20 protein-coding genes, 4 tRNA genes and 1 rRNA gene are annotated in these 22,668 nt (G+C 51.3%); 13 read left to right on the top strand and 12 right to left on the bottom strand.

The features are described from left to right. Positions 1–37 precede the first annotated feature (37 nt). The 3 genes from rrf to BZG20_RS09645 all read left to right on the top strand — a co-directional run bounded on the left by rrf (position 38) and on the right by BZG20_RS09645 (position 1,427). Positions 38–153 (top strand): 5S ribosomal RNA (gene rrf / locus BZG20_RS09655). A gap of 243 nt (positions 154–396) precedes the next feature. Further along, positions 397–777, top strand: coding sequence for a DUF393 domain-containing protein (locus BZG20_RS09650; protein WP_077578848.1), 381 nt, complete (start codon positions 397–399; stop codon positions 775–777). A gap of 8 nt (positions 778–785) precedes the next feature. After that, on the top strand, positions 786–1,427 hold the full coding sequence (locus BZG20_RS09645; RefSeq protein WP_046074401.1) for a flavin reductase: 642 nt from the start codon (positions 786–788) through the stop codon (positions 1,425–1,427). On the opposite strand, the gene BZG20_RS09640 is transcribed toward BZG20_RS09645, so the two are convergent. Beyond that, a complete protein-coding gene (locus BZG20_RS09640) occupies positions 1,424–1,912 on the bottom strand; it encodes a GNAT family N-acetyltransferase (RefSeq protein WP_077578847.1) in 489 nt (162 codons plus the stop codon). The genes BZG20_RS09645 and BZG20_RS09640 overlap by 4 nt on opposite strands. An 88-nt stretch (positions 1,913–2,000) precedes the next feature. Further along, complete coding sequence (gene epmB / locus BZG20_RS09635) at positions 2,001–3,023, bottom strand: EF-P beta-lysylation protein EpmB (protein WP_046074399.1); 1,023 nt, start codon at positions 3,021–3,023, stop codon at positions 2,001–2,003. Positions 3,024–3,056: 33 nt separating this feature from the next. Between epmB and efp the strand changes: the two genes are divergently transcribed. After that, on the top strand, positions 3,057–3,623 hold the full coding sequence (efp, locus tag BZG20_RS09630; protein ID WP_046074398.1) for an elongation factor P: 567 nt from the start codon (positions 3,057–3,059) through the stop codon (positions 3,621–3,623). A gap of 70 nt (positions 3,624–3,693) precedes the next feature. Here efp and frdD read toward each other — a convergent pair whose 3' ends face one another. From frdD to frdA, 4 genes are read right to left on the bottom strand one after another with little or no spacing between them, the layout of a single operon-like run. After that, the gene (frdD, locus tag BZG20_RS09625) at positions 3,694–4,056 is read right to left on the bottom strand and encodes a fumarate reductase subunit FrdD (RefSeq protein WP_046074397.1); all 363 of its coding nucleotides are present in this window, start codon (positions 4,054–4,056) and stop codon (positions 3,694–3,696) included. An 8-nt stretch (positions 4,057–4,064) separates the two neighbouring features. Then, a complete protein-coding gene (gene frdC, locus BZG20_RS09620) occupies positions 4,065–4,448 on the bottom strand; it encodes a fumarate reductase subunit FrdC (protein WP_046074396.1) in 384 nt (127 codons plus the stop codon). After that, positions 4,445–5,200, bottom strand: coding sequence for a succinate dehydrogenase/fumarate reductase iron-sulfur subunit (locus BZG20_RS09615; RefSeq protein ID WP_046074395.1), 756 nt, complete (start codon positions 5,198–5,200; stop codon positions 4,445–4,447). Before BZG20_RS09615 ends, frdC begins: the two co-directional genes overlap by 4 nt. Then, positions 5,197–7,002, bottom strand: coding sequence for a fumarate reductase (quinol) flavoprotein subunit (frdA, locus tag BZG20_RS09610; RefSeq protein WP_046074419.1), 1,806 nt, complete (start codon positions 7,000–7,002; stop codon positions 5,197–5,199). Before frdA ends, BZG20_RS09615 begins: the two co-directional genes overlap by 4 nt. Positions 7,003–7,311: 309 nt before the next feature. On the opposite strand from frdA, the gene epmA reads away from it, so the two are divergent. Beyond that, complete coding sequence (gene epmA / locus BZG20_RS09605; protein ID WP_077578846.1) at positions 7,312–8,289, top strand: elongation factor P--(R)-beta-lysine ligase; 978 nt, start codon at positions 7,312–7,314, stop codon at positions 8,287–8,289. A 49-nt stretch (positions 8,290–8,338) separates the two neighbouring features. Here the strand turns inward: epmA and BZG20_RS09600 are convergent, their stop codons facing one another. The 5 genes from BZG20_RS09600 to rsgA all read right to left on the bottom strand — a co-directional run bounded on the left by BZG20_RS09600 (position 8,339) and on the right by rsgA (position 16,142). Then, entirely contained in the window at positions 8,339–10,216 is a 1,878-nt protein-coding gene (locus BZG20_RS09600; protein WP_046074393.1) for a methyl-accepting chemotaxis protein, read from the bottom strand. Positions 10,217–10,397: 181 nt separating this feature from the next. Then, a complete protein-coding gene (locus BZG20_RS09595; protein ID WP_077578845.1) occupies positions 10,398–12,284 on the bottom strand; it encodes a methyl-accepting chemotaxis protein in 1,887 nt (628 codons plus the stop codon). A 239-nt stretch (positions 12,285–12,523) separates the two neighbouring features. Then, positions 12,524–13,930: an SLC13 family permease gene (locus BZG20_RS09590; protein WP_046074391.1), complete on the bottom strand. Its 1,407-nt coding sequence runs from the start codon at positions 13,928–13,930 to the stop codon at positions 12,524–12,526. Between the two features lie 200 nt (positions 13,931–14,130). Further along, positions 14,131–14,931, bottom strand: a complete 801-nt coding sequence (gene asd, locus BZG20_RS09585; protein WP_152799775.1) for an archaetidylserine decarboxylase — start codon at positions 14,929–14,931, stop codon at positions 14,131–14,133. A gap of 158 nt (positions 14,932–15,089) precedes the next feature. Continuing rightward, positions 15,090–16,142, bottom strand: coding sequence for a small ribosomal subunit biogenesis GTPase RsgA (rsgA, locus tag BZG20_RS09580; RefSeq protein WP_046074389.1), 1,053 nt, complete (start codon positions 16,140–16,142; stop codon positions 15,090–15,092). A gap of 79 nt (positions 16,143–16,221) precedes the next feature. On the opposite strand from rsgA, the gene orn reads away from it, so the two are divergent. The 5 genes from orn (at position 16,222) to BZG20_RS09555 (ending at position 17,288) form a co-directional block, all read left to right on the top strand. Beyond that, entirely contained in the window at positions 16,222–16,767 is a 546-nt protein-coding gene (orn, locus tag BZG20_RS09575; protein ID WP_046074388.1) for an oligoribonuclease, read from the top strand. A gap of 132 nt (positions 16,768–16,899) precedes the next feature. Continuing rightward, positions 16,900–16,975: transfer RNA gene (locus BZG20_RS09570), tRNA-Gly, on the top strand. Positions 16,976–17,012: 37 nt separating this feature from the next. Continuing rightward, positions 17,013–17,088 (top strand) — tRNA-Gly (locus BZG20_RS09565). Between the two features lie 30 nt (positions 17,089–17,118). After that, positions 17,119–17,194: transfer RNA gene (locus BZG20_RS09560), tRNA-Gly, on the top strand. 18 nt (positions 17,195–17,212) lie between these two features. Then, positions 17,213–17,288: transfer RNA gene (locus BZG20_RS09555), tRNA-Gly, on the top strand. A gap of 470 nt (positions 17,289–17,758) precedes the next feature. Here BZG20_RS09555 and queG read toward each other — a convergent pair. After that, on the bottom strand, positions 17,759–18,886 hold the full coding sequence (queG, locus tag BZG20_RS09550; protein WP_158010030.1) for a tRNA epoxyqueuosine(34) reductase QueG: 1,128 nt from the start codon (positions 18,884–18,886) through the stop codon (positions 17,759–17,761). A gap of 80 nt (positions 18,887–18,966) precedes the next feature. Between queG and BZG20_RS09545 the strand changes: the two genes are divergently transcribed. From BZG20_RS09545 to BZG20_RS09535, 3 genes are all read left to right on the top strand, one after another. Further along, a complete protein-coding gene (locus BZG20_RS09545; protein ID WP_077578843.1) occupies positions 18,967–20,439 on the top strand; it encodes a bifunctional ADP-dependent NAD(P)H-hydrate dehydratase/NAD(P)H-hydrate epimerase in 1,473 nt (490 codons plus the stop codon). 67 nt (positions 20,440–20,506) lie between these two features. Further along, a complete protein-coding gene (gene tsaE / locus BZG20_RS09540; RefSeq protein WP_046074385.1) occupies positions 20,507–20,977 on the top strand; it encodes a tRNA (adenosine(37)-N6)-threonylcarbamoyltransferase complex ATPase subunit type 1 TsaE in 471 nt (156 codons plus the stop codon). A gap of 1 nt (position 20,978) precedes the next feature. Further along, the gene (locus BZG20_RS09535) at positions 20,979–22,667 is read left to right on the top strand and encodes a LysM peptidoglycan-binding domain-containing protein (RefSeq protein WP_077578842.1); all 1,689 of its coding nucleotides are present in this window, start codon (positions 20,979–20,981) and stop codon (positions 22,665–22,667) included. The last annotated feature ends 1 nt before the right edge of the window (position 22,668 follow it).

Below are 22,668 nucleotides of genomic sequence, written 5' to 3'. Positions count from 1 at the left end.
TGGCGAGAACGAACAGCTTTCTAGATTACCGAATTTGCTTGGCGACCATAGCGCTTTGGACCCACCTGACTCCATGCCGAACTCAGTAGTGAAACGAAGCAGCGCCGATGGTAGTGTGGGGTCTCCCCATGTGAGAGTAGGACATCGCCAGGCTTGCTTTCTTGTTTTCAGATTTTTGGAAAAATCTGAAGGCAAAAAGGATTTAAKCATCAAAGCARATWGAYGTAAGACTTTGATGAGAAAACACCAAGCCCTGACCTCACGGTCGGGGCTTTTTTTTGTTTGTCATTTTTGTACTGAGCTTTATGCTTTCCCTTCCTGCTAGCTTTTCTCCCGTGCGTTTCTCTGATCTTCTTTTCCCTTCTGTCCGTAGTCTCTACATCAGGAGGTGTGACTATGGTGACTGTATTTTACGACAGTATGTGTCCTTTATGCGTGAAAGAGATGCGTAAGCTGTCTCGCTGGGACACTGAGGGTGTTTTGCAGCTGGTCGATATTCATCAAGCCGATTTTTGTGATCGGTTTCCTCATGTCGATCCCAGCTCTGCAAATCGCATTCTGCACGCACAAGATTGCAGCGGGAAGATGGTGTATGGTTTAGATGCGACCTACATAGCTTGGCAAGCGGTAGGCAAAGGGCATTGGGTTAAGTGGTTACGTAGGCCTGGCATTGCCTGGTTTGCGGATAAAGCCTATTTGTTTTTCGCCCGCCATCGTTATCGAATATCTGCGTTGTTAACGGGCCAAGCCCGTTGCCAGCGGTGCCAACTTGAATAAGGATACTTATGTCCCTAAGCGTGTATGAAAGAGATGATATATTGGCCATGGAGAAGCGCTACCGTGCGGCGTTCGTCAATAGCTTGTCAGGTTTTAAATCGGCGAACCTACTGGGAACAAGTGATACGAGTCGGCAGACAAATCTATGCATTGTGAGTTCTGCGTTTCACTTAGGGGCAAACCCTGCGTTGATGGGGGTGATTATCCGCCCTGATACCGTCCCGCGAGATACGTTAGCAAATATCAGAGAAACAGGTGTTTATACTCTCAACCATGTTCAAAAAGAGATGGTTGTCGCGGCGCATCAAACATCAGCACGCTACCCACACGGCGTGTCTGAATTTGAGCAAGTGGGGTTGACTCCTTTATGGCGAGAGCGCATTAATGCGCCTTATGTTCAAGAGGCTGCTATACGTCTTGGTCTCATTCTTCGTGAAGAGCACACCATGGCGATCAATGGCACCCACCTGTTGGTGGGTGAGATCATTGAGGCGCATGTTCCAGATAGCTGTATCAGCCATGATGGTTTTGTCGATATTGAGCAAGCAGGCTCCGTCGCTTTGAGTGGCTTAGACAGCTACCATACCACTGATCGTGTTGGTCGTCTGAGCTACGCTAAGCCCGATAGCATGCCTGAATGGCTTGGTTAGCGATTACGTGCCATATAATGGGCATCGACAAACTCGCCATTGCGGAATGCAAACTGTTTGGCGGTGCCTTCAATTTCAAAGCCAAAGCGTTGATAGAGATGGATAGCCGCTGTGTTATCTGTGTATACGGTCAACTCGATCCGTGACATATTCAACCAGTTATCGGCTAAATCGATCGCTTTTTCCATTAGCGCGCTACCAATGCCGCGGCCTTGATAGGCATCATGAACGCCCATGCCAATATCTGCAACGTGGCGACGGCGAGGATTCGCGGCAATGACGAAGCTGAGATTACCGACCACTTTACCTTCCAGCTCGGCAACCAATGGGTATACGCCATCTGGCACGTTATTAAGCCGCTTTTCCCACATAGCGAGGCTTGGCATCGGCAACTGCAAGGTACCCGCTTGGGCGTTAGGTTGCGCGTAGATTTCACGTATCGCAGGAATATCGTCGACGTGGTATTGACGAATAATCAGAGACATAACACATCCTTGTGGTGAGCTTTCCTCTCTAATAAGCCATGGAAGCAAAAATAAATCAACAGCGTATATTAATTAAGTTACTGATTATTCACTCTAAATGTAGATCAAGCGGGGTTTTACTGGCCCGCCCGCCAATTTCTCGGGTCAGTCGGGGGACCAAATAGCCGGAAAGCTGGCCGATAATCTCCTGCATTAATGCGCGCGCTTCATCGTCCGAGACTAAAAAGTGGGCGGCGCCTTGAACTTTATCCAATACATGCAGGTAATAAGGCAAAACGCCAGCCTCAAAAAGTCGTTGGCTCAGTGCCACCAACGCATCCGCACTATCATTCACGCCTTTGAGAAGCACGCTTTGGTTGAGCAGCGTGATCCCCGCTTGTCGCAATGCGTGGAGTTTGTCGCTTAATTCGTCATCGATCTCATTGGCATGGTTGATGTGGGTGACCATTACCACTTGTAAACGCGAGCGCGATAAGCGCTCGGTCAGTGCGGAAGTGAGGCGCGCAGGGATCACTACGGGCAAGCGAGAGTGAATACGCAGCCGTTTAACATGCGTTATTTGCTCGATAGCACTGATGAGCCAATCGAGCTCCTCGTCTTTTGCCATCAGCGGATCACCACCAGATAAAATCACTTCGTCTATCTCTGCATGAGCGGCGATATAATCCAGCGCCCCTTGCCACACGCGTTTGCTGCCTTTGTTATCTTGATAAGGGAAATGGCGGCGGAAGCAATAACGGCAATTTATGGCACAGCCTCCCTTAACGATCAGCAACACACGGTTGTGGTACTTGTGTAACAAACCAGGAATCGCATTATCTTGCTCTTCCAGTGGGTCAGCGCTGAACCCGTCAACCTCAGTAAACTCGTCTGCCACTGGTAGCACTTGCTTAAGCAGCGGGTCATTAGGGTTGCCCTTTTCCATTCGGGCAACAAAACTACGTGGGACGCGCTGTGTAAACAAACGGCGCGCGGCAAAGCCGGCCTCCCACCCCTTTGGTGAAATTTCAAGCGTTTGCAGCAGTTCACTGGGATCTGTGATCGCCTCTGCGAGTTCTTTGATCCAGTTTCGCTCAACAGCAGGCTGGATTCGGGTTATGATGTGCGACATTTGTGAAAACTCGAAGATGTTAAGAGGATCAAGATGGCGTCTTTCAGCACTAATGAATTCCGCGGCGGTTTGAAAATTATGCTCGATAACGAGCCGTGTGTCATTACCGAAAATGAATTCGTAAAGCCAGGTAAAGGTCAGGCCTTTAACCGTGTCAAAATCCGTAAGTTGATCTCCGGTAAAGTACTAGAGAAAACATTTAAATCGGGTGACAGCGTTGAAGCGGCCGACGTGATTGAAGTCGATATGGATTACCTGTACACAGACGGTGAATTCTATCACTTCATGAACAATGAAACCTTTGAGCAAATTGCGTCTAATGAGAGCGCAGTGGGTGATAACGTCAAGTGGTTAGTCGAGAACAACACTTGTACGCTTACGCTGTGGAACGGCGACCCTATCGTGGTAACACCACCTAACTTCGTTGAACTAGAAGTGACGGAAACTGATCCTGGTTTGAAAGGTGATACGCAAGGAACGGGCGGTAAGCCAGCGACACTGAGCACAGGCGCTGTGGTTCGCGTGCCTTTGTTTATTCAAATCGGCGAAGTAATTAAGGTCGATACCCGAACGGGTGAGTACGTTGGACGGGTTAAATAACGATACCGCGAAAAAGCCCTGAGCTGATATAGGCCAGGGCTTTTTTATTATGACGGGCCGTCGGTGTTCGTTAAATGACAAGCACCAACAGCACGGCGGCAATGCTGACGGCAAAAGCGATGGCATAGCACACCACTTTGCCTGCTAACCCCACATGCAGCTTCAAATCATGCAGCCCGTGATGAATGCGGTGCATGGCGTGCCACATTGGTAGCGCCAGCGTGGCGAGGATAAGCAATTTGCCCAGCCAGTGATCAGCAAACATCATCACGCGGTCATAGCTCAATGCGGATGGGTCAATAACGCCAAGTGGGATGAGAACCCCCAGAATCAAGACAGTCACCGGGGTAAACATCGCGAACCAGGTCCCCCCGGCGCCAAATAAACTCCACCAAATGGGCTCATCGGAACGTTTGGGTTTGGGATCGATCATAACACCTCCTAAATGAGCACAAGAGCAATCAGTGAGATCACCGCGACCGCGGCCCATTGCGCACCAACCACCCATTTACCGTCGAGCAGTTTTCCTTTAATGCGAATCGGCATTACTTGCGGCATCATGCTAAAAAACGTGGTGGCATGAAACAGGCTGGCGACCAAGGCAACCAGGTTCAAGATAATCACAACCGGGTGGGCCATATAATCCAGCCAGCTTTGCCACGCTTGCGGTCCCTGAACCAAGCAAATTAACCCAGCTGTAAGACTAAGCGTAAAAAAGACCAAAGGCAGTACTGTTGCTTCTCGCACCATATAAAAGCGGTAGAACGGATGTTCGAGCCACCAAGTACGAGGCATGGGGCGTGTATAGGGTTTGCGATTACTCATCCTCTTACCTCCTGCCCATCTTTATTGGGATTAAACATGGCAATCACCATATCTTGGGTGGAAGCCACCTTGCCTTGGTTGACCGCACCCGCAGGATCAACACCTTTCGGGCAAACTTTTGAGCAGTAGCCGACGAAAGTACATCCCCATGCACCGTTATCACTATTAATCAGTGGCATGCGTTGGGCTTTCCCCTTGTCTCGACTGTCAAGGTTATAGCGGTGTGCCAGCGCGATCGCAGCAGGACCAAGAAAGTCGGGATTGAGACCAAACTGAGGACAGGCGGCGTAGCATAAGCCGCAGTTGATACAAGCGGCAAACTGTTTGTAGCGTGCCATTTGTTCAGGCGTTTGCGTGTTGGGCCCGTCTTCAGGGCGACGATCATTACCCAAGATATAGGGTTTTATCGCTTCAAGGCGCTCAATAAAGGGCGTCATATCGACAACGAGATCTTTTTCGATCGCAAAATTAGCCAAAGGCTCAATCACCACCCCTTTGGCGTAATCACGTAAAAACGCTTTGCAAGCGAGCTTGGGCACGCCATTGACCATCATCCCGCATGAGCCACAAATGGCCATGCGACACGACCAGCGATAAGAGAGCGACTTATCGAGGTTGTCTTTGATATACCCCAGCGCATCCAAGACCGACATGGTTTCATCGCCGGGTACAACGAAAGATTGCGAGTAAGGCGCATCATCCGTTGCCGGATCGTATCTGAGCACTGAGACCTGGTAGGTAGTTTGCGTCATGATGCGTGCTCCTCTTTTGAGTCAACATTGCCACCATTGGCGCGTTCTGCCGCATCACCATACAACCGCGCTTGTGGTTGTGACTTGGTGATTTTGACATCGCCATAATCAATGCGAGGACGGCCGTCAGGTTGGTAGAAGGCTAAGGTGTGCTTGAGATAGTTTTCATCGTCACGCTCGGTACAGCCCTCATCAAGGCGTTGGTGGGCCCCGCGAGACTCCTTACGCTGGATAGCAGAATGTGCCATGGCTTCGGCCACTTCCAAGCCATAGCCCACTTCAATGGCATAGAGTAGGTCAGTATTGAACACACTCCCTTGGTCTTGGATGGCAATATGCTGATAGCGTGCTTTGAGTTCCGCGATTTTATCAATGGTGGCTTGCATCAGATCTTCGCGACGATAAATACCGCAGCCCGCTTCCATTGTCTCGCCAAGCTCTTTGCGAATATCCGCCCAGTTTTCTTCGCCTTGATTGCTCAGCAACTGATCAATGCGCGCTTTGACGTTCTGAACTTGGGCATCAATCGCCGCTTGATTCCAATCTGTGAAGGCCGCTGCCCGTTTTGCTGCGCCTTCACCCGCCAAACGACCAAATACCGCCAATTCAGCGAGCGAGTTTGAGCCGAGTCGATTAGCGCCGTGCAAACCGACGGAGGAGCACTCACCAACCGCAAATAAGCCGTTAACGCGCGTTTCGGTTTGGGCATCCGTTTCAATGCCACCCATGGTGTAGTGCACCGTGGGACGAATTGGGATCGGCTCTTTGGCGGGGTCAACGTTGACATAGGCTTTGGCGAGCTCACAAATAAACGGCAGCCGTTCTTGAATATAGTCTTCGCCGAGGTGACGTAAATCGAGATGAACAACGTCACCGAGCGTGTGCTTGATGGTATTGCCTTTTTGCTGCTCATGCCAAAAGGCTTGTGAGACTTTATCGCGTGGGCCGAGCTCCATGTATTTGTTTTTCGGTTGACCGACGGGCGTTTCTGGCCCGAGTCCATAATCTTGCAGGTAGCGGTAGCCGTCTTTGTTGACAATAATGCCACCTTCGCCACGGCAGCCTTCGGTCATTAAGATCCCCGTACCAGGCAGTCCTGTGGGGTGATATTGGACAAATTCCATATCACGCAGCGGAATACCGTGGCGATAAGCCATGGCCATACCATCCCCGGTGACAATCCCACCATTGGTATTGCAGCTGTACACGCGTCCCGCACCGCCAGTGGCTAACACCACCGATTTGGCTTTAATACAAACCAGCTCGCCTTCCGCCATGTGCAAGGCAATCAAGCCTTGTACTTGCCCGTCATCGATAATCAAATCAATCACAAAGTATTCATCGAGACGCTGGATTTGTGGGTATTTGGTCGAGGTTTGAAACAGGGTATGGAGCATATGGAAGCCGGTTTTATCGGCAGCAAACCATGTACGCTCCACTTTCATACCGCCAAACCGACGAACATTGATACTGCCATCGTCTTTTCGACTCCAAGGGCAGCCCCATTGCTCGAGTTGTACCATTTCATGGGCACAATGTTTGACAAAGTAATCGACGACATCTTGTTCGCATAACCAGTCGCCACCGCTCACGGTATCGTTGAAGTGGTTGTCTAGGCTGTCTTCGTCCTTGATGACGGCAGCCGATCCACCTTCTGCGGCCACGGTGTGGGAGCGCATGGGGTAGACCTTAGACACCAGCGCAATATTAAGAGAAGGGTCAGCTTCAGCGGCCGCAATGGCCGTGCGCAGTCCAGCGCCACCAGCGCCGATAACTGCAATGTCTGTGGTGAGGGTCTGCACGTTCATCCTCCAGTGTAGGGAAAGCCAGTGCTTGGCTTGTTTATTGTTCTGCTGTCATGGTAGGCAATCTACGCATAGTAAAAATTGACTCAGTCGGGGAATTGCCGTGATTTTGCGGGCATGGGTGTTAAATTGCATAAAAGTGTGATGTTAGTCGTTAAGTGCCTGCCTCTCTTGTAAAAATGAGAAATACTCACCAAGAAAATGCGTCGTGTGACACATAGTTGCTGTGTGACAGCGGTGATGAGCACTTGTCATTCCAGGCGGCAGCGATAGACTGGCGCCATCAGAGAGCGCAAGGGTAAACGTATGAGTGAGAGGAATCGGTGGCAGCCAACGGCAAGCGTGTCACAACTAAAAAAGCGCGCTGCGATCATAGCCCGTATCCGTCAATTTTTTGCCGTCCGTGATGTATGGGAAGTGGATACCCCAGCACTGAGTCAAGCGGCGGTGACCGATGTGCACCTTCATAGCTTCACAACGTCTTTGGTTGGGCCGGGTTTTGCTGACGGCGTCGCCTTGCACCTCATGACCAGTCCAGAGTTCCATATGAAGCGGCTATTAGCCGCTGGAAGTGGGGCTATTTATCAAATCAGCAAAGCGTTTCGGAATGAAGAAGCGGGGCGCTACCATAACCCCGAGTTTACGATGTTGGAGTGGTATCAACCTGGCTATACCCACCATGACTTGATGGACGAAATGGATGCCTTGTTACAAGCGGTGCTGAGGTGCCAAGCCGCGACACGGATGAGCTATCAAACGGTCTTTGAATCTCTCACCGGACTGTGCCCTCTCACTGCGGAGATTGATCAGTTGCGTGCACTGGCTGCCACCAAAGGGCTCACCGATATCACTCAGGATGAAACCGACAAAGATACCTTGCTGCAGCTGCTTTTCTCCGTGATGGTGGAGCCGCATATTGGCCAGCAGGTGCCGGCCTTTATTTATGACTTTCCGGCATCGCAAGCCGCGTTGGCTAAAATCAGCGAAGCAGACACGCGTGTTGCGCATCGGTTTGAGGTATATTACCGAGGGGTTGAGCTGGCCAATGGCTTTTATGAATTGCAAGACGCCAACGAGCAGCGACAGCGGTTTGAGGCGGATAATGCGGCACGTGTGGCTCGCGGTCTACCACCACAACCTATCGATGAGCACTTGTTGTCAGCGCTGGAAAGTGGCCTACCTGATTGCGCAGGGGTTGCGCTAGGGATCGATCGCCTTGTGATGCTCGCGCTCGGTTGTGATCACATTGATGCGGTGACTGCGTTTCCTGTCTCACGCGCGTAGCGCCATAAGAAAAACGCCGCCTTGCGGCGGCGTCTGAAAGGGCATTCACCTAGACTTTAAATTTTGACAGATCTTGATGCATATCCCGCGCGGCTTGCGCCATACTTTCTCCCTGATCGCCGGTAGCACTGGCTTGCTGGTGGATCTCATAAGATAGATCTTTCACCGCTTGGGTATTGCGATTGATATCGTCAGTGACCGCGCGCTGCTCCTCGGCGGCGCTAGCAATTTGAATCGCCATTTCTGAGATAGTACCAATGGCGCTGGTGATTTGATTCAGGCGCTCACTGGCCGCTTCGGCGCGATCCACACTGGAGGTGGCCATCTCGTTACTCTGAGTCATATCATCGACCGCGCGCTGCGTGGTGTGCTGCAGCGTCTCAATCATGTTGCGAATTTCTTCGGTGGAGTCATGGGTACGCTGGCTGAGCACGCGCACTTCATCGGCGACCACCGCAAAACCGCGCCCTTGATCGCCTGCCCGCGCTGCCTCAATCGCCGCGTTTAGGGCAAGCAAGTTGGTTTGTTCTGCCACCCCTTGAATCGTCGCGATGATTTGGTTAATGCTCTGTGCATTTTCATCCAGCTCGCGGATCACATTAGTGGCTCGCTCCACTTGCTCGGCCAACTGAGTGATGGCATTGCGGTTATCGCCGACCACGCTCAACCCTTCTTGGCATGACTGCTCCGCTTGTTGCGCCGATGAGGCCGTATCTTCGGCGTGACTGGCGACCTCGTTGGCTGTGGTCGACATTTCGTGGATCGCAGTCGCGATCTGATCAACATCATTTTGCTGCTTATCAACCAGCTGACTGGATTGCAGGGCGTGGGTTCGGCACTCCTCAGCACTTTCTGACAACGTCATGCTTTGGTTCACTGCTTTACCCACCATTTGCTGGAGCTGAGCGAGGAAGGCATTGACGTATTCAGCCAATTCGCCAATTTCATCTTGGCGGGCGATGTTGATCCTTTGCGTCAGATCGCCTTCACCTGCAGAGAGCGTGCGCACGGCCCCTGTCAGCTCGCCTAATGGCTTTAGCAGTTGTTTGATTAACGCGCCGGCGACAAAGGCAATCACGATAAACAAAATCACTGAGGCGATCAGCACAAAGGTAATTTGCTCTGATACTGAGGCATAGGCTTGCGTCTTGTCTTCAACGATACCCAAGGTCCAATCGGTATTAGGTACTTCGATAGCCGCGAGTAGCTTTTCTTTGCCATTGAGCTCAAAGGTGGTGAGTTGGCGTTGTGCGCTTGCATTGGCCATAAATGTCGGGGTGAGCTCTTCATCCAGCTCAGTGAGGGGTTGGCGACTGAGATCTGTGTCGCGATACGCCACTAAGCGGTTGTCACCATCGACGAGAAAGGCAAAGCCATTACTGAGTTTTAAATTTAACACTTGCTCGACAATATCGGTGACGGTGACGTCGGCAGCCAGCACGCCTTGATATTGGCCATTGAAGGCCTTGGCGAGACTGACCACCAAACTGCCGTCGAAATCTTGATAGGGCTCGGTAATGATTAAGCCATTGGCGTCACTGGCGCTTTGATACCAAGGGCGAGTGCGCGGATCATAGTCGGCGGGCCAATCTTCGCTTTTATCACCGTAGGCGATACGGCCATCTTCAAAGCCGGCATATACGGAGAGAAAATGCCCCGCTCGCTTGGTGACAAGAAGCTCGCGATCCACATTAGCCTTATTGGCGATCAGTGATTCGTTTGCCAATAGCATATCGGCGCGCGTACTCAGCCAGCTATCGATAAACTGGACGGTGGCATCCCCGACATCATGCATTTGCTTGGTGATACTGCTGGTCGTCTCGCTTTGGAGTTGACGCACAGAAATGCTGGCAAGTACCGCACTGACCAAGGCCACGATAAAGGCAATCGCCACAATGATTTTTAGCTTAATGGTTGGCTTGGGCATAGACACATTTCCATCTGCTTGAAAAGTGTCACAAGTGTATACGCAACGTTTGCACTAAAGTTGGATCGATAAGACAAAATGCGGTCACAACAGCGGCAAAGCGCGAGAAGATGGATGAATCTGTGATCTTTCTGCCAGTGACAGTCTGCCTACCCAGGCAGGCAGACTGCAGTGGCTCAGGTTATACTTTGAACTTGGAGAGGTCGTTGTGCATTTCTTGCGCATCTTGCGCCATTTGCTCACCTTGCTCGCCCGTTTCATTGGATTTTTGGTGGATCTCTAACGATAGGTCACGCACCGCTTGGGTATTGCGGTTGATATCCTCGGTCACCGCACGTTGCTCTTCAGCTGCGCTGGCAATTTGTGCCGCCATCTCAGAAATGTCGCCAATTGCACGGGTGATTTCGTTGAGTTTCTCGCTCGCTGAGGCCGCGCGCTCGACACTTGAGGTCGCCATATCATTACTTTGGGTCATGCCATCCACCGCGCGTTGAGTGGTGCTTTGTAGCGTTTCAATCATGTTACGGATCTCTTCCGTGGAGTCATGAGTACGCTGACTCAATACACGCACTTCATCGGCGACGACAGCAAAGCCACGACCTTGTTCGCCGGCTCGGGCGGCCTCAATGGCGGCGTTAAGCGCGAGTAGGTTGGTTTGTTCAGCAATATCCTGAATGGTGGAGATGATTTGGTTGATGCTTTGTGAATTGGTATCCAACTCTCGAATCACATCCGTCGCTTGCTCCACTTGCTCCGCCAGTTGGGTAATGGCATCACGGTTGCTCTCCACCACCTCTAATCCATCACGGCAAGAGCTCTCCGCTTCTTGGGCAGAGCGAGCGGTTTGTTCAGCGTTACTCGCAACTTCGTTGGCGGTGGTCGACATCTCATGGATGGCGGTAGCAATTTGATCGACATCGCCTTGTTGCTGCCCCACCAAGCTACTGGACTGGTGAGCAAGATTGCGACATTGGTCTGCGCGATCCGATAAGGTGACACTCTGGGTGACGCTGCGGCCTATCATCGCTTGTAACTGCTCAAGGAACGCATTGACGTGCCCGGCTAGCTCACCGATTTCATCTTTACGGACAATATCAAGGCGCTGAGTCAGATCCCCACTGCCTTTTGACAGCGAGCTCACTGCCTGTGTCAGTTGGGTCAGGGGGGCTAACATCCGGTGAATAAGGGCGCCGGCAATCAATGCAATGATCACAAAGAGAATCACTGACGTGACCAAGGTGGACACAATCTGCTCTGAGACAGACGCAAACGCCAACTTTTTGTCTTGTACCACGCCAAGGCTCCAGTCAGCGCCTTCAACGGGCGTCACGGCGAGCAGCTTTTCTCTTCCGTCACCGTCAAAGGTAATGCTCGCGAGTGCGTCACTGTTACGGGCCTTTTGGATAAAAGCGGGGGTGAGCTCATCGTCAACCTCGGTGAGCGCTTTGGTACTGAGCGCGGTATCCCGATAAGCGACGACATTGTTATTCCCGTCCACCAAAAAGGCGAAACCTTGGTTGGGTAACCGCACGTTGAGCACTTCTTGCACAATGGCGTCAACGGAGAGATCCGCCGCGATAACGCCCTCAAAGCGTTGATTGAACGATTTGGCAAAACTGATCACCATCCCGGCACCATTGGCATCGACATAAGGTGGTGTGATAATGAGCTCATTGGCGGCGTTGGCTTGTTTGTACCAAGGTCGAGTCCGCGGGTCATAATTGGCCGGCCAGCTTTCTGTTTTGTCACCATAAGCAATCGAGCCGTCTGCAAAGCCGGCGTAAACGGTGAGAAAGTTACCCTGGCGCTTGGTCAGCAATAATTCACGATCGACATTCTGCTGGGTCGCAATCAGTGGCACATTGGCGACTAGCATGTCACTGCGGATATCTAGCCACTCTTCGATAAAGTTGCTGGTGGAAAGACCGACATCGCGCATTTGCTCAGTGACGTTTTGCTGCGTCTCTTGTTCCAATTGGTTAACGGAAAACCATGCCTGTACTGCACTGACTAAGGCAACGACCAAAGCAACAGCAAGCAATATTTTGGTCTTGATGGTGAATTTCATTAAAGATCCCTCGTACTACCACGTTTTGATGACACTTTCTTATTGAGTATCTGCTTAATTGTAGAAAGCTTGAGTCAATGAGGGATAAAGAATTTTGCAAAAAGTGGATTTATCCTCAACGCTCAGCTGGCTGTCTTACTCACATCATCAGTGTTATCCCATTTTTAGCGGATGAAAAATATCAATTTTCTCGTTCTGGGGCGAATCTATCGTTTTGTGTCTCAATCGTTAAACGATTGTCATGTGAGTAAGAGGACAGCGGTATAAACTAGGCCTAAGCCACTTATGCCTAAGATGATACCGACTTTGACCAAATCTTGACTGCTGATAAATCCGGTTGAATATGCTAGGGAGTTGGGTGGCGTCGAGACCGGCAGTATCATCCCCAAGGAAGCGGAGAAGGCGACCACAATCAATAGCCCCTGCATACCGCCAATGCTTGCCAGTGCGGGCATGGAGGTCGCGATGGCCGCGGCTATCGGCATTAAGAGGTTAGCGGTGGCTGTGTTGGACATAAAGTTCGCCATCAGCCAGCAGATAATCGACAAGGTAACCAGCACCGTCATGGCGGTAAGCAGGCTGTAATCGACCGCATGAGCGAGCGCCGCGGCTAGGCCGGTTTGGTCGAGCGCGATCCCCATGGCAATCCCGCCAGCGACCAGCCACAACACATCCCAGTTAATTTGTTTGAGCTCTGGCTTACCAATAATGCCAGTGAGGGTAAAAATCGCCAGTGGGATCACCGCCACCACATAAGTATTCATGCCATGCAAACTGGTGGTGAGCCACAGCACGATCGTGAGGGCGAAGGTGATATAGACAGTGTAAGCCTGCCAGCTTTGTAAAAAACGGCCTTCTAAAGCGAGATTCACGCGGGTTTGTTGACTCTGAAAGAGCCGTTGTAATAGCCACCAGGCGAAGGTGAGCTGAACGATCACGAAAGGCAGGCCCATCTGCATCCAACCCAGAAAAGAGACTTTATACTCCCCCGTTAAATACTGTAAGGCAATAGCGTTAGGTGGTGTGCCGATAGGTGTGGCAATGCCACCGGTATTCGCTGCCACGGGAATACAAAGCACGAGTGCCTTGACCAAAGGATCACCTTTGGGTAACACCGCGATAATTGGCGTTAATAGGGCCAGCATCATCACCGTGGTGGCAGTGTTTGACATAAACATCGAAAATACCGCGGTAATCAGCATCAGGCCAAGCATGATAAATTTAGGGTGGTGACCAAACGGCCTCAACAGCACACGTGCTAAATTGATGTCGAGTTCATATTTTGATGCGGCAATAGCCAGTGAAAACCCGCCCATAAACAGAATAATGATAGGGGACGAAAAGGCGCTGAGAATGTCGGTATAAGGAATTAAGTCTCCGCGAGGATGATGCAGTGTGATACCGCGAAACCAGTGTAAGCCTTTATCGGATATCATCACCAACTGCAGGGTAATGATCAGCAAAGAGGTTGAAAACACCGGCACAGGCTCAAGGACCCACAGCAAGGCCGCCATCAGAAATATCGCTAACAAACGGTGCTGAATGATAGTGAGGTTAGCAATGGGTAACCAATCGGTAGGGACTAACAGTAGTAACAGCGGTAAGCCGAGGGCGACCAGCAATTTGATAAAACGAGCATTAACCACAAATACGCTCCTTCGTCATGGATGGGCGAGCGCGTTCCGCCTTAGACGCGAAGAGTCGCGTGCGCCTTATTATCAGTAATGGAATATCCGTATCATACGGCGCTTTATCTTGGATTAACGGGAAAAATATCCGAATTTCGACACAAAAAAGGGACATAAATGCCCCATATTTCACATTTTTCTCAGGTTTTTAGCGGGAGTTAGTGCTGGCGGTGTGCGTAAGCTTGCCCCAATTGTGTCGGCTCACCAGGTAAGACGGCGTCATCAAAGCGTACCGCCCCTTTCGGGAAGAGGTTAATCACGGTAGAGCCCAGTTTGAATCGGCCCATTTCCTCTCCTTGAGCAAAGTGCATCGCCTGCTCACCGTCGGTTGGATATTGCCAACGACGAATACTGCCACCGGTTGGCGGGGTCACCGTCCCGGCCCACGTGGTTTCGATACTGCCAACAATGGTGGCGCCGACCAATATTTGTGCCATGGGGCCAAACGCGGTATCAAAGACGCACACCACGCGCTCATTCCGCGCAAAGAGGTTTGGCACGTTTTCTGCCGTCAGTGGGTTCACTGAAAACAAATCGCCAGGAATATAAATCATCTCTCGCAACACACCGTCACACGGCATGTGAACGCGGTGATAGTCGCGAGGAGAAAGGTACAAGGTGGCGAATTCGCCTTGGTCAAATTGCGCCGCAAGCGTGTCATCTCCGCCCACTAACTCGGTCAGAGAGAAGCTATGGCCTTTGGCTTGAATCAGGCGGCCCTGTTCAATCGCGCCTGCTTGACTGACACAGGCGTCAGCCGGAAAGACCAGCGTTGCCTCGTCGCCATCGATGGGGCGCAGCGCCGGCTTCAGCTCGCGAACGAAAAAATCATTAAAGGTGCGATAGTGGCTGGGATCGCTCACTTTTGCTTCGCTCATATCCACGTGATATTGCTTGATAAACCATTTGATCACAGCGGTGGTGAACCAACCCGCTTTCAAGTTAGCAAGTTTCCCCATCAATCGGGTCAACGCGTGTTTCGGCGTAAGGTATTGTAGGCCGACTTTCAAATCGTCTCGCACAGTGTAGTCCTAACCAATTATCGGGTTGTTGATGTCAGTGACGTGCCTTTTACTGGCGCGCAGTGTAGCGAATCTGTCAGTAAAGTGACAATCGCTCAGTGTTGCTTATTCCGCGAGAACTGACGGTTGTCTTTGGCTTCTTTCATGCTCTCAATGATGCGATGGTAGCTATCAAAACGTTCGACACTAATGTGTCCGTCTTCGACCGCTTGTCGCAGCAGGCAACCAGGATCATCGCCATGTTTGCAATCGCGGAACTTACAGCCACCTAAATAATCACGAAATTCGACAAAGCCATGAGCAATTTGTTCCGGTTCTAAATGCCATAAGCCAAACTCACGGACGCCGGGGGAGTCAATCAGATCGCCGCCTTGATCAAAATGATACAAGCGTGCGGCGGTGGTGGTATGTTGACCAAGCCCTGAATTTTCCGATACCTGATGCGTATGCGCGTGCACATCGGGGAGTAGGGTATTGACCAAACTGGACTTCCCGACGCCGGACTGCCCAACAAAGACGCTCACATGCTGGTCTAGGTGTGTCATCAACGCTGACATGCCTTCGCCCGAGTCCGCACTGACCATCACGAGGGGATAACCAATATCTCGATAAATATCGAGCAGATCATCGACCATCTCATGGCCTTCTTCATCCAACAAATCGACTTTGTTGATCACAATCAGGGGCGCGATATCCAGTGCTTCACAGGCAATAAGGTAGCGGTCGATAATGTTGAGCGACAGCTCGGGCAAAATAGCGGCCACGATCACCACCTGATCAATGTTCGCCGCGACGGGCTTGACCCCATCGTAATAATCGGGACGAGTGAGCACGGAGTCACGTTCATGCACCGCCTCCACAACGCCAGCAAAGCCATCGAGCGCTTCTTTACCGGGTCGCCATACTACACGGTCGCCAGTGACCAGACTATGGACAGTGCGACGAATATTGCATCTGTGTATCTTACCTGTGTCGGGATCTTCGATATCAGCATGTTGTCCAAACCGCGTGATAACCCGCCCTTCCCGCGCGGATTCCAGTGCGGCATCTTCCCATTGCAGATCGGTATCTTTCTCTTTGATCCGGCGTTGTTGGTTGGATCTTACCCGTCGCAGTTGACCCTTCGTCAGTTTTTTCTTTTTTGCCACGTTGACTCTTATCGGTTAAGTTGGCTTTCATATCAAGCACAGTATGATACATGGTTTATCGATAAAAAAGGCAAGTTCAATGGCGTTCAGTGAAAACAATTTAATCTGGATTGATCTGGAAATGACGGGGCTGGATCCGGATACACATAAGATCATTGAGATCGCGACAATTGTCACCGATGCACAGTTGAATATTCTGGCTGAGGGGCCCGTCCTGGCGGTACATCAACCGCAAAGCGAGCTCGACAAAATGGATGATTGGTGCACGCGTACCCATAGCCAGTCTGGCTTAGTGGCGCGCGTACAACAGAGTGATATTGACGAGCAAACCGCCATTGAGCAGACCATCGCTTTCTTATCGCAATGGGTGCCGTCTGGCGCGTCACCGATTTGCGGTAATAGTGTGGGGCAAGATCGACGCTTCCTCTATCGCCACATGCCAGCGCTCGAGCGCTATTTTCATTACCGTACGGTGGATGTAAGTACGTTAAAAGAGCTGGTACGTCGATGGCAACCTGAGGTGTTGAATGATTTCTCTAAACAGGGAACCCATTTAGCGCTTGACGACATCCGAGAATCAATTGCAGAATTACGCTTCTATCGAGAGAGGATCTTAACGATCTGATGGGTCAGTCATCGATCTGATGCTCTTTTGAGCGATTAAAAGAAAAAACCAAAAAATTGCTCACCAGCACTTGCAACCCGGTTTTTTCTTCGTATAATTCGCAGCCCTAACGACGTGAATCGTCTGTTGAAAGCGACATTAGCTCAGCTGGTAGAGCGCAACCTTGCCAAGGTTGAGGTCACGAGTTCGAACCTCGTATGTCGCTCCAAATTAATATCGATCTGATGTTGATCAGGTCGATCTAAGCGACACTAGCTCAGCTGGTAGAGCGCAACCTTGCCAAGGTTGAGGTCACGAGTTCGAACCTCGTGTGTCGCTCCAAATTAAAATGCGATGTAATGCATCAGCAATGCGACATTAGCTCAGCTGGTAGAGCGCAACCTTGCCAAGGTTGAGGTCACGAGTTCGAACCTCGTATGTCGCTCCAAACAACAATTCGGAATAAGCGACACTAGCTCAGCTGGTAGAGCGCAACCTTGCCAAGGTTGAGGTCACGGGTTCGAACCCCGTGTGTCGCTCCAATCACTTGGTTAACCACCAGTGTGGCGTTTAACATAGCGCCATCTTTAATGCTGTGAAGCATCATTTCTTACACAAATCCCATCCGTCCATGCTTTCTCTGAAAGCGCACGGTGGCGCGGTTTTTACCAATACTGCACAGACTTATCCACAGAGAAAGCGTTGTGGATAAACCAGTTAATGGATTTGTTGCTGTGTACGGTGCTGGTTATCTTATCATCAGGCACGGTATCTATGTTGCACATGTGAAATAAACGCAAACATACCTTAAATACTTGTAAAATAAGAAAAATACATGGTTTTCTTTCAGGTTAGCTAACGCTTTTCCACAGTGTTATTCACTTACGTGATCTTGCTCGCTTAATGCACCATCAATGTGTTTAACTATCAAAAAGCGCACCATAAATGCGCATTGCGTGACGGTTTTCCACATTATGTGAATAGCGTCATCTTTCCGCTTGTAAGCCTCCGATTAAGCGTCACGAGGCAATCCTTTTTCTATAATGCGCACGAGACGACGCGTCCCTGTGGGTAATGGTTTGACATCAATACGCTGTCGTTTTTTCTCTTGTTCGCTGAGCGCCCAGTGAATATGTTCGTCAACCAGCTTGTCCTCACCGAGCCGCGCCTTGAGACTATCGATGATCGCTTGATTGAAGGGGGCATTGCCCATGGCAATCGCTAGGTTGCGCCGCCATTTTTGGATCCCGATGCGACGTATCGCCGACCCCTGTGTGAGTGATAAGAAGGTTTCCTCATCCCAGTTGAACAGCGTGGTGAGTGGCTGTTGTTCGAGGCTGGGGCGACAATGAAAATCAGCCTCTAAGGTGATCTCGGCCTCACGGTTAAACGGACAAACCAGCTGGCAGTCATCGCAACCATAGATACGGTTACCGATGGCATGGCGAAATTCTAAGGGGATCACGCCATCATATTCGATAGTCAGGTAGGAAATGCAGCGGCGCGCGTCGACCACGCCTTCTGCGACGATTGCTTGAGTGGGACAACTGGTCATGCAGGCAACACATTTACCGCACTGATTCTCGACAGGGGTGTCGACGGGTAAAGGAAGATCCACCAATAACTCACCGAGAAAGAACCAGGATCCGGTTTCATCATTGAGGATCAGGGAGTGTTTGCCTGTCCAACCTAAGCCGGCTTTCTCCGCGAGCGGGCGCTCTAAAACAGGTGCAGAGTCGACAAAAGGACGATATCCGTATGGGCCCACTTCAGCCTCAATCTGTTGGCCCAGCTTTTTGAGTCGATTCCGAATCAGTTTATGGTAGTCACGTCCCAGCGAGTAACGACTCACATATCCTAAATCAGGATTGGCCAGTGTTTGGGCAAAGCCCGCGTTAGGCGGCAAGTAGTTCATCCGCACACTGATCACGCGCACTGTGCCTGGCACCAGTTCGTCCGGTCGCGCACGCATCATGCCATGTCTGGCCATCCACGCCATCTCACCGTGATACCCGTTGTCGAGCCAGCGCTGTAATTGCGCTTCATGTTGCTTGAGATCAACATCCGTGATCCCCACTTGCTGGAAGCCTAGCGCTTGCCCCCATTGCTTGATACGTTGGGCAAGTTGGTCGAAATCAATGGATGCATCGGGCTTGGGTTGCGACATAGCGATAGATCCTGAGGCCTTGGGTGGTGCAGTACAATCAATGGAGGCACTTAATGGCGACAAGTTTACCACAGAGTTTCTATCGCGCAGAGCAAGTTCGTGAAGGCGAGCAAGCGGTCGCGCGTGCACTGTCGATTCCCATGTATCAGCTAATGCTACGTGCTGGGCAGTCAGTGTTTGACTGTATCAATCAACATTATCCCAATGCGGCACGACTATTAATCGTATGTGGTGCCGGTAACAATGCGGGTGATGGTTATGTGATTGCGCGGCTTGCCAAATCCGCGGGGTTAAGCGTTACCGTGTGGTCGCTAGTGACACCAAGCAAACTGGAGGGTGATGCGGCGACCGCTTGGCAAGAGTGGCAAGATTGTGGTGGTAGCTATGTTGAACACCCACCAACGATTAGCCAGTTCGATGTGGTGGTCGATGCTATCTTGGGTACCGGATTATCGCGTGCCGTGGAGGGGGAGTTTGCTCAGGCGATCAGCGCCATCAACCTCGCGGCGGTACCTGTGGTTGCGGTAGATATTCCCTCTGGGCTTTGTGCCAATAGTGGCTGTGTGAAAGGCGTGGCTATTGACGCCGATGTGACCGTCACCTTGATTGCGTTAAAGCAAGGATTGCTCACCGGCCAAGCGGTTGCCCATCGCGGTGAGTTAATGTTTGCAGGCCTGAATGTCGCGACAGCATTCTCGCGTCAGTCCACCCCTGCGGGTTACCTTGTTCGTGATGACTGGGTCGAGCCGCATTTACCTAAACGCTCGCGTAGCGCACACAAGGGACAATTCGGTCGCGTCCTGTGTTTAGGGGGCGACCAGGGCATGGGGGGCGCAGTGGCCTTGTCAGCGCAAGCGGCGTTAAGAACCGGTGCCGGGCTTGTCAAAGTGGTGACGCAAAAAGCGCATACCCTGATGCTGGTAACACGTCAGCCAGAACTGATGACGCAAGGGTGGGAGCCCGGCCAATCACTCAGTGAGACGTTGGCATGGGCAACACATTTGGTCATTGGCCCGGGACTCGGCCAGAGTGCGTGGTCGGATGCGTTGTGGACGATCGCCATGAGTGCCCGGACGCCCAAGGTGATTGATGCGGATGGTCTCAATAAGTTAGCGCGGCAGCCACAACATCGCGATGACTGGATCCTCACCCCACATCCCGGTGAGGCCGCGCGCTTATTAGGTTGTGAAACCAAAGAAGTGGAACTTGACCGCTTTGCTGCCGTCAAAGCGATACACACGCGTTATGGTGGCGTTGTCGTACTTAAAGGAGCGGGAACAATCGTATATGATGGCACAAATTATGCTGTTGCTAATGTCGGTAACCCTGGCATGGCGTCTGGGGGAATGGGCGATGTGTTGTCGGGTGTCATAGGCAGTCTTCTGGCGCAAGGCGTAGACTTATTTCCTGCCGCGGCTCTGGGGTGCTATCTTCATGGCAAAGCGGGTGATAAGGCGGCCGAGGCAGGTGAACGGGGGTTATTGGCCAGCGATCTATTCCCCTATTTGCAACAATTAGTAGATTAGCGCACGGGTGGCGGTAGCCATGCAAGGTGCGACGAATACCCATATAAAGATGAGATCCCTTTGTAGTATGACCCAGACTTTTACCACCTCATTGACTGATGCCGATCGCACTGTGGCGTTTGGTGCCGCGTTGGCGCGTGCATGTACGCAAAATACCACTTGTTACTTGCACGGTGATCTTGGCGCCGGCAAAACCACCTTCTGCCGCGGTTTTGTGCAAGCAATGGGACATACCGGGAATGTGAAAAGCCCCACCTATACGCTCGTGGAACCTTACCTATTGCCACCCTGGCACATATACCATTTTGACCTTTATCGGTTGGGCGATCCGGAAGAGCTGGAGTTTATGGGGATCCGTGATTATTTTAATGATCAGGCGCTTTGCTTGATTGAATGGCCGGAAAAAGGCCAAGGCTGGTTACCGCGCGCCGATCTAGACATTACTCTGCGCTATGACGGTGAGCAGCGTGAACTGGTTATTGACGCGAATACCCGCGTTGGGATCGCAATTATCGACCGTCTAGAATGGGAAGACTAGCATGATGTGGCAGCGGCTTTGCATCTTGATGATCGCCAGTTTGTTGAGTGCAACAAGTTGGGCCAATAAGATTGAGAATATTCGGGTATGGCCCGCCCCCAATGAGACACGGGTGGTGGTAGATCTTGAAGATAAACCGGATTTTAGCTATTTCTCACTGTCACGTCCCGATCGGCTGGTAGTTGATTTAAAGCAGAGCCAGCTGGCTACGCGCTTACCTAAGCCGGTCAAAGGCAGTGATATCTTGCGTAAAATCCGTAAGAGCAGTCCGCCCGAGGCATCGACGTATCGGTTAGTTTTTGAGTTAAAAGACGGTGCCAAGCCGCATATCTTCTCGCTCGCCCCCGGGGGAGAATATGGCCACCGGCTGGTGGTTGATTTACCCCATCCTAAGAAWGTAGATAAAAATAAACCCGCGTTGTCTGTTGCTGAAAAGAAGCGACGTGAGACGGTGGCTGCATTGCCTTTTGGCACCGAGGATATCGTGGTGGCAATTGATGCCGGGCATGGCGGTAATGATCCCGGTGCGGTGGGGCCTAGCCGTAAATTTGAAAAATATGTCACGCTCTCTATCGCTAAGCAAACGGCGGCACGCATTAACGCTGTTCCTGGCATGCGTGCGGTCTTAACGCGGACGGGGGACTACTTTGTCGATTTGAACCGTCGGTCTGAAATTGCGCGTCAACACAAAGCCCACTTATTGGTCTCGGTGCACGCAGATGGTTTCCATAAACCACAACCTCGTGGCGCATCGGTATGGGTCCTTTCTCGTCGCCGTGCGAACAGTGAAATTGGTCGTTGGATAGAAAAACATGAAGAGCAATCTAACTTGTTGGGTGGGGGCTCTTTGCTGGCTCAGAATAATGAGGACGAATACTTAAGTCGTGCGGTATTGGACTTGCAGTTTAGTAACTCGCAAAAGGAAGGCTTTAATGTCGCGAAACGCGTACTAAAGGAGCTCGGCAAAGTCACCAAATTACATAAATCGAGTCCAGAGCACGCCAGCCTCGCCGTATTAAAGTCACCAGACATACCGTCTTTGCTCGTCGAAGTTGGCTTTATCTCTAATCCACAAGAAGAACGCCTGCTATTTCAGCGGGATCATCAGCGCCGGCTCGCGGATGCGGTCTATCATGGTATTCGCAATTATTTTGAGCGCTTCCCGCCGGATGGCACCTTGTTTGCTGCGCGCAAAAACGGGGTAAAACACAAAGTCAGTGCCGGCCAGTCACTGTCGGTCATTGCCAAAAAATATAAGAGTTCCGTCGCCGCGATAAAATCGGCGAATGGATTAACCTCCAATACCTTGCGGGTTGGCCAAGTGTTATCGATCCCTAATGTTGATGTCGCTAAATTAGCAGGCAAGACCAGCAAAACGACGTCAACGCGTACGCTGACGCACACCGTGAGTCGCGGAGAGTTTCTTGGCAAAATTGCCGAGCATTATCAGGTCTCGGTGGCGACGCTGCGCCGCGCGAATAACTTGAAGTCTGACACGCTCTGGGTGGGGCAAAAGCTAAGCGTGCCGGGTGCGACATCGCCAGCGGTCAAACACAAAGTCAAACGCGGTGAATACCTTGGCAAAATTGCCAGCAATTACGGAGTGACCATTGAGAGCCTCCGTCGCGCCAATGAATTACACTCTGATACGCTGGCGGTTGGGCAAACCTTGATCATCCCAGGAAGCTGAT

This window comes from Salinivibrio sp. IB868 (assembly GCF_001995655.1).
Lineage (GTDB): Bacteria > Pseudomonadota > Gammaproteobacteria > Enterobacterales > Vibrionaceae > Salinivibrio > Salinivibrio siamensis.
Note: the sequence above shows the minus strand (reverse complement) of the source record. Positions and strands in the feature narration are given on the sequence as shown.

What these genes read in the sequence shown, in the direction of transcription:
- BZG20_RS09650 (WP_077578848.1), top strand. Translation starts at nt 397, where the DNA reads ATGGTGACTGTATTTTACGACAGTATGTGTCCTTTATGCGTGAAAGAG.
- BZG20_RS09640 (WP_077578847.1), bottom strand. Translation starts at nt 1,912, where the DNA reads ATGTCTCTGATTATTCGTCAATACCACGTCGACGATATTCCTGCGATA.
- BZG20_RS09615 (WP_046074395.1), bottom strand. Translation starts at nt 5,200, where the DNA reads ATGACGCAAACTACCTACCAGGTCTCAGTGCTCAGATACGATCCGGCA.
- epmB (WP_046074399.1), bottom strand. Translation starts at nt 3,023, where the DNA reads ATGTCGCACATCATAACCCGAATCCAGCCTGCTGTTGAGCGAAACTGG.
- orn (WP_046074388.1), top strand. Translation starts at nt 16,222, where the DNA reads ATGGCGTTCAGTGAAAACAATTTAATCTGGATTGATCTGGAAATGACG.
- frdD (WP_046074397.1), bottom strand. Translation starts at nt 4,056, where the DNA reads ATGATCGATCCCAAACCCAAACGTTCCGATGAGCCCATTTGGTGGAGT.
- asd (WP_152799775.1), bottom strand. Translation starts at nt 14,931, where the DNA reads ATGGGGAAACTTGCTAACTTGAAAGCGGGTTGGTTCACCACCGCTGTG.
- BZG20_RS09645 (WP_046074401.1), top strand. Translation starts at nt 786, where the DNA reads ATGTCCCTAAGCGTGTATGAAAGAGATGATATATTGGCCATGGAGAAG.
- BZG20_RS09595 (WP_077578845.1), bottom strand. Translation starts at nt 12,284, where the DNA reads ATGAAATTCACCATCAAGACCAAAATATTGCTTGCTGTTGCTTTGGTC.
- epmA (WP_077578846.1), top strand. Translation starts at nt 7,312, where the DNA reads ATGAGTGAGAGGAATCGGTGGCAGCCAACGGCAAGCGTGTCACAACTA.
- BZG20_RS09545 (WP_077578843.1), top strand. Translation starts at nt 18,967, where the DNA reads ATGGCGACAAGTTTACCACAGAGTTTCTATCGCGCAGAGCAAGTTCGT.
- tsaE (WP_046074385.1), top strand. Translation starts at nt 20,507, where the DNA reads ATGACCCAGACTTTTACCACCTCATTGACTGATGCCGATCGCACTGTG.
- frdC (WP_046074396.1), bottom strand. Translation starts at nt 4,448, where the DNA reads ATGAGTAATCGCAAACCCTATACACGCCCCATGCCTCGTACTTGGTGG.
- BZG20_RS09600 (WP_046074393.1), bottom strand. Translation starts at nt 10,216, where the DNA reads ATGCCCAAGCCAACCATTAAGCTAAAAATCATTGTGGCGATTGCCTTT.
- efp (WP_046074398.1), top strand. Translation starts at nt 3,057, where the DNA reads ATGGCGTCTTTCAGCACTAATGAATTCCGCGGCGGTTTGAAAATTATG.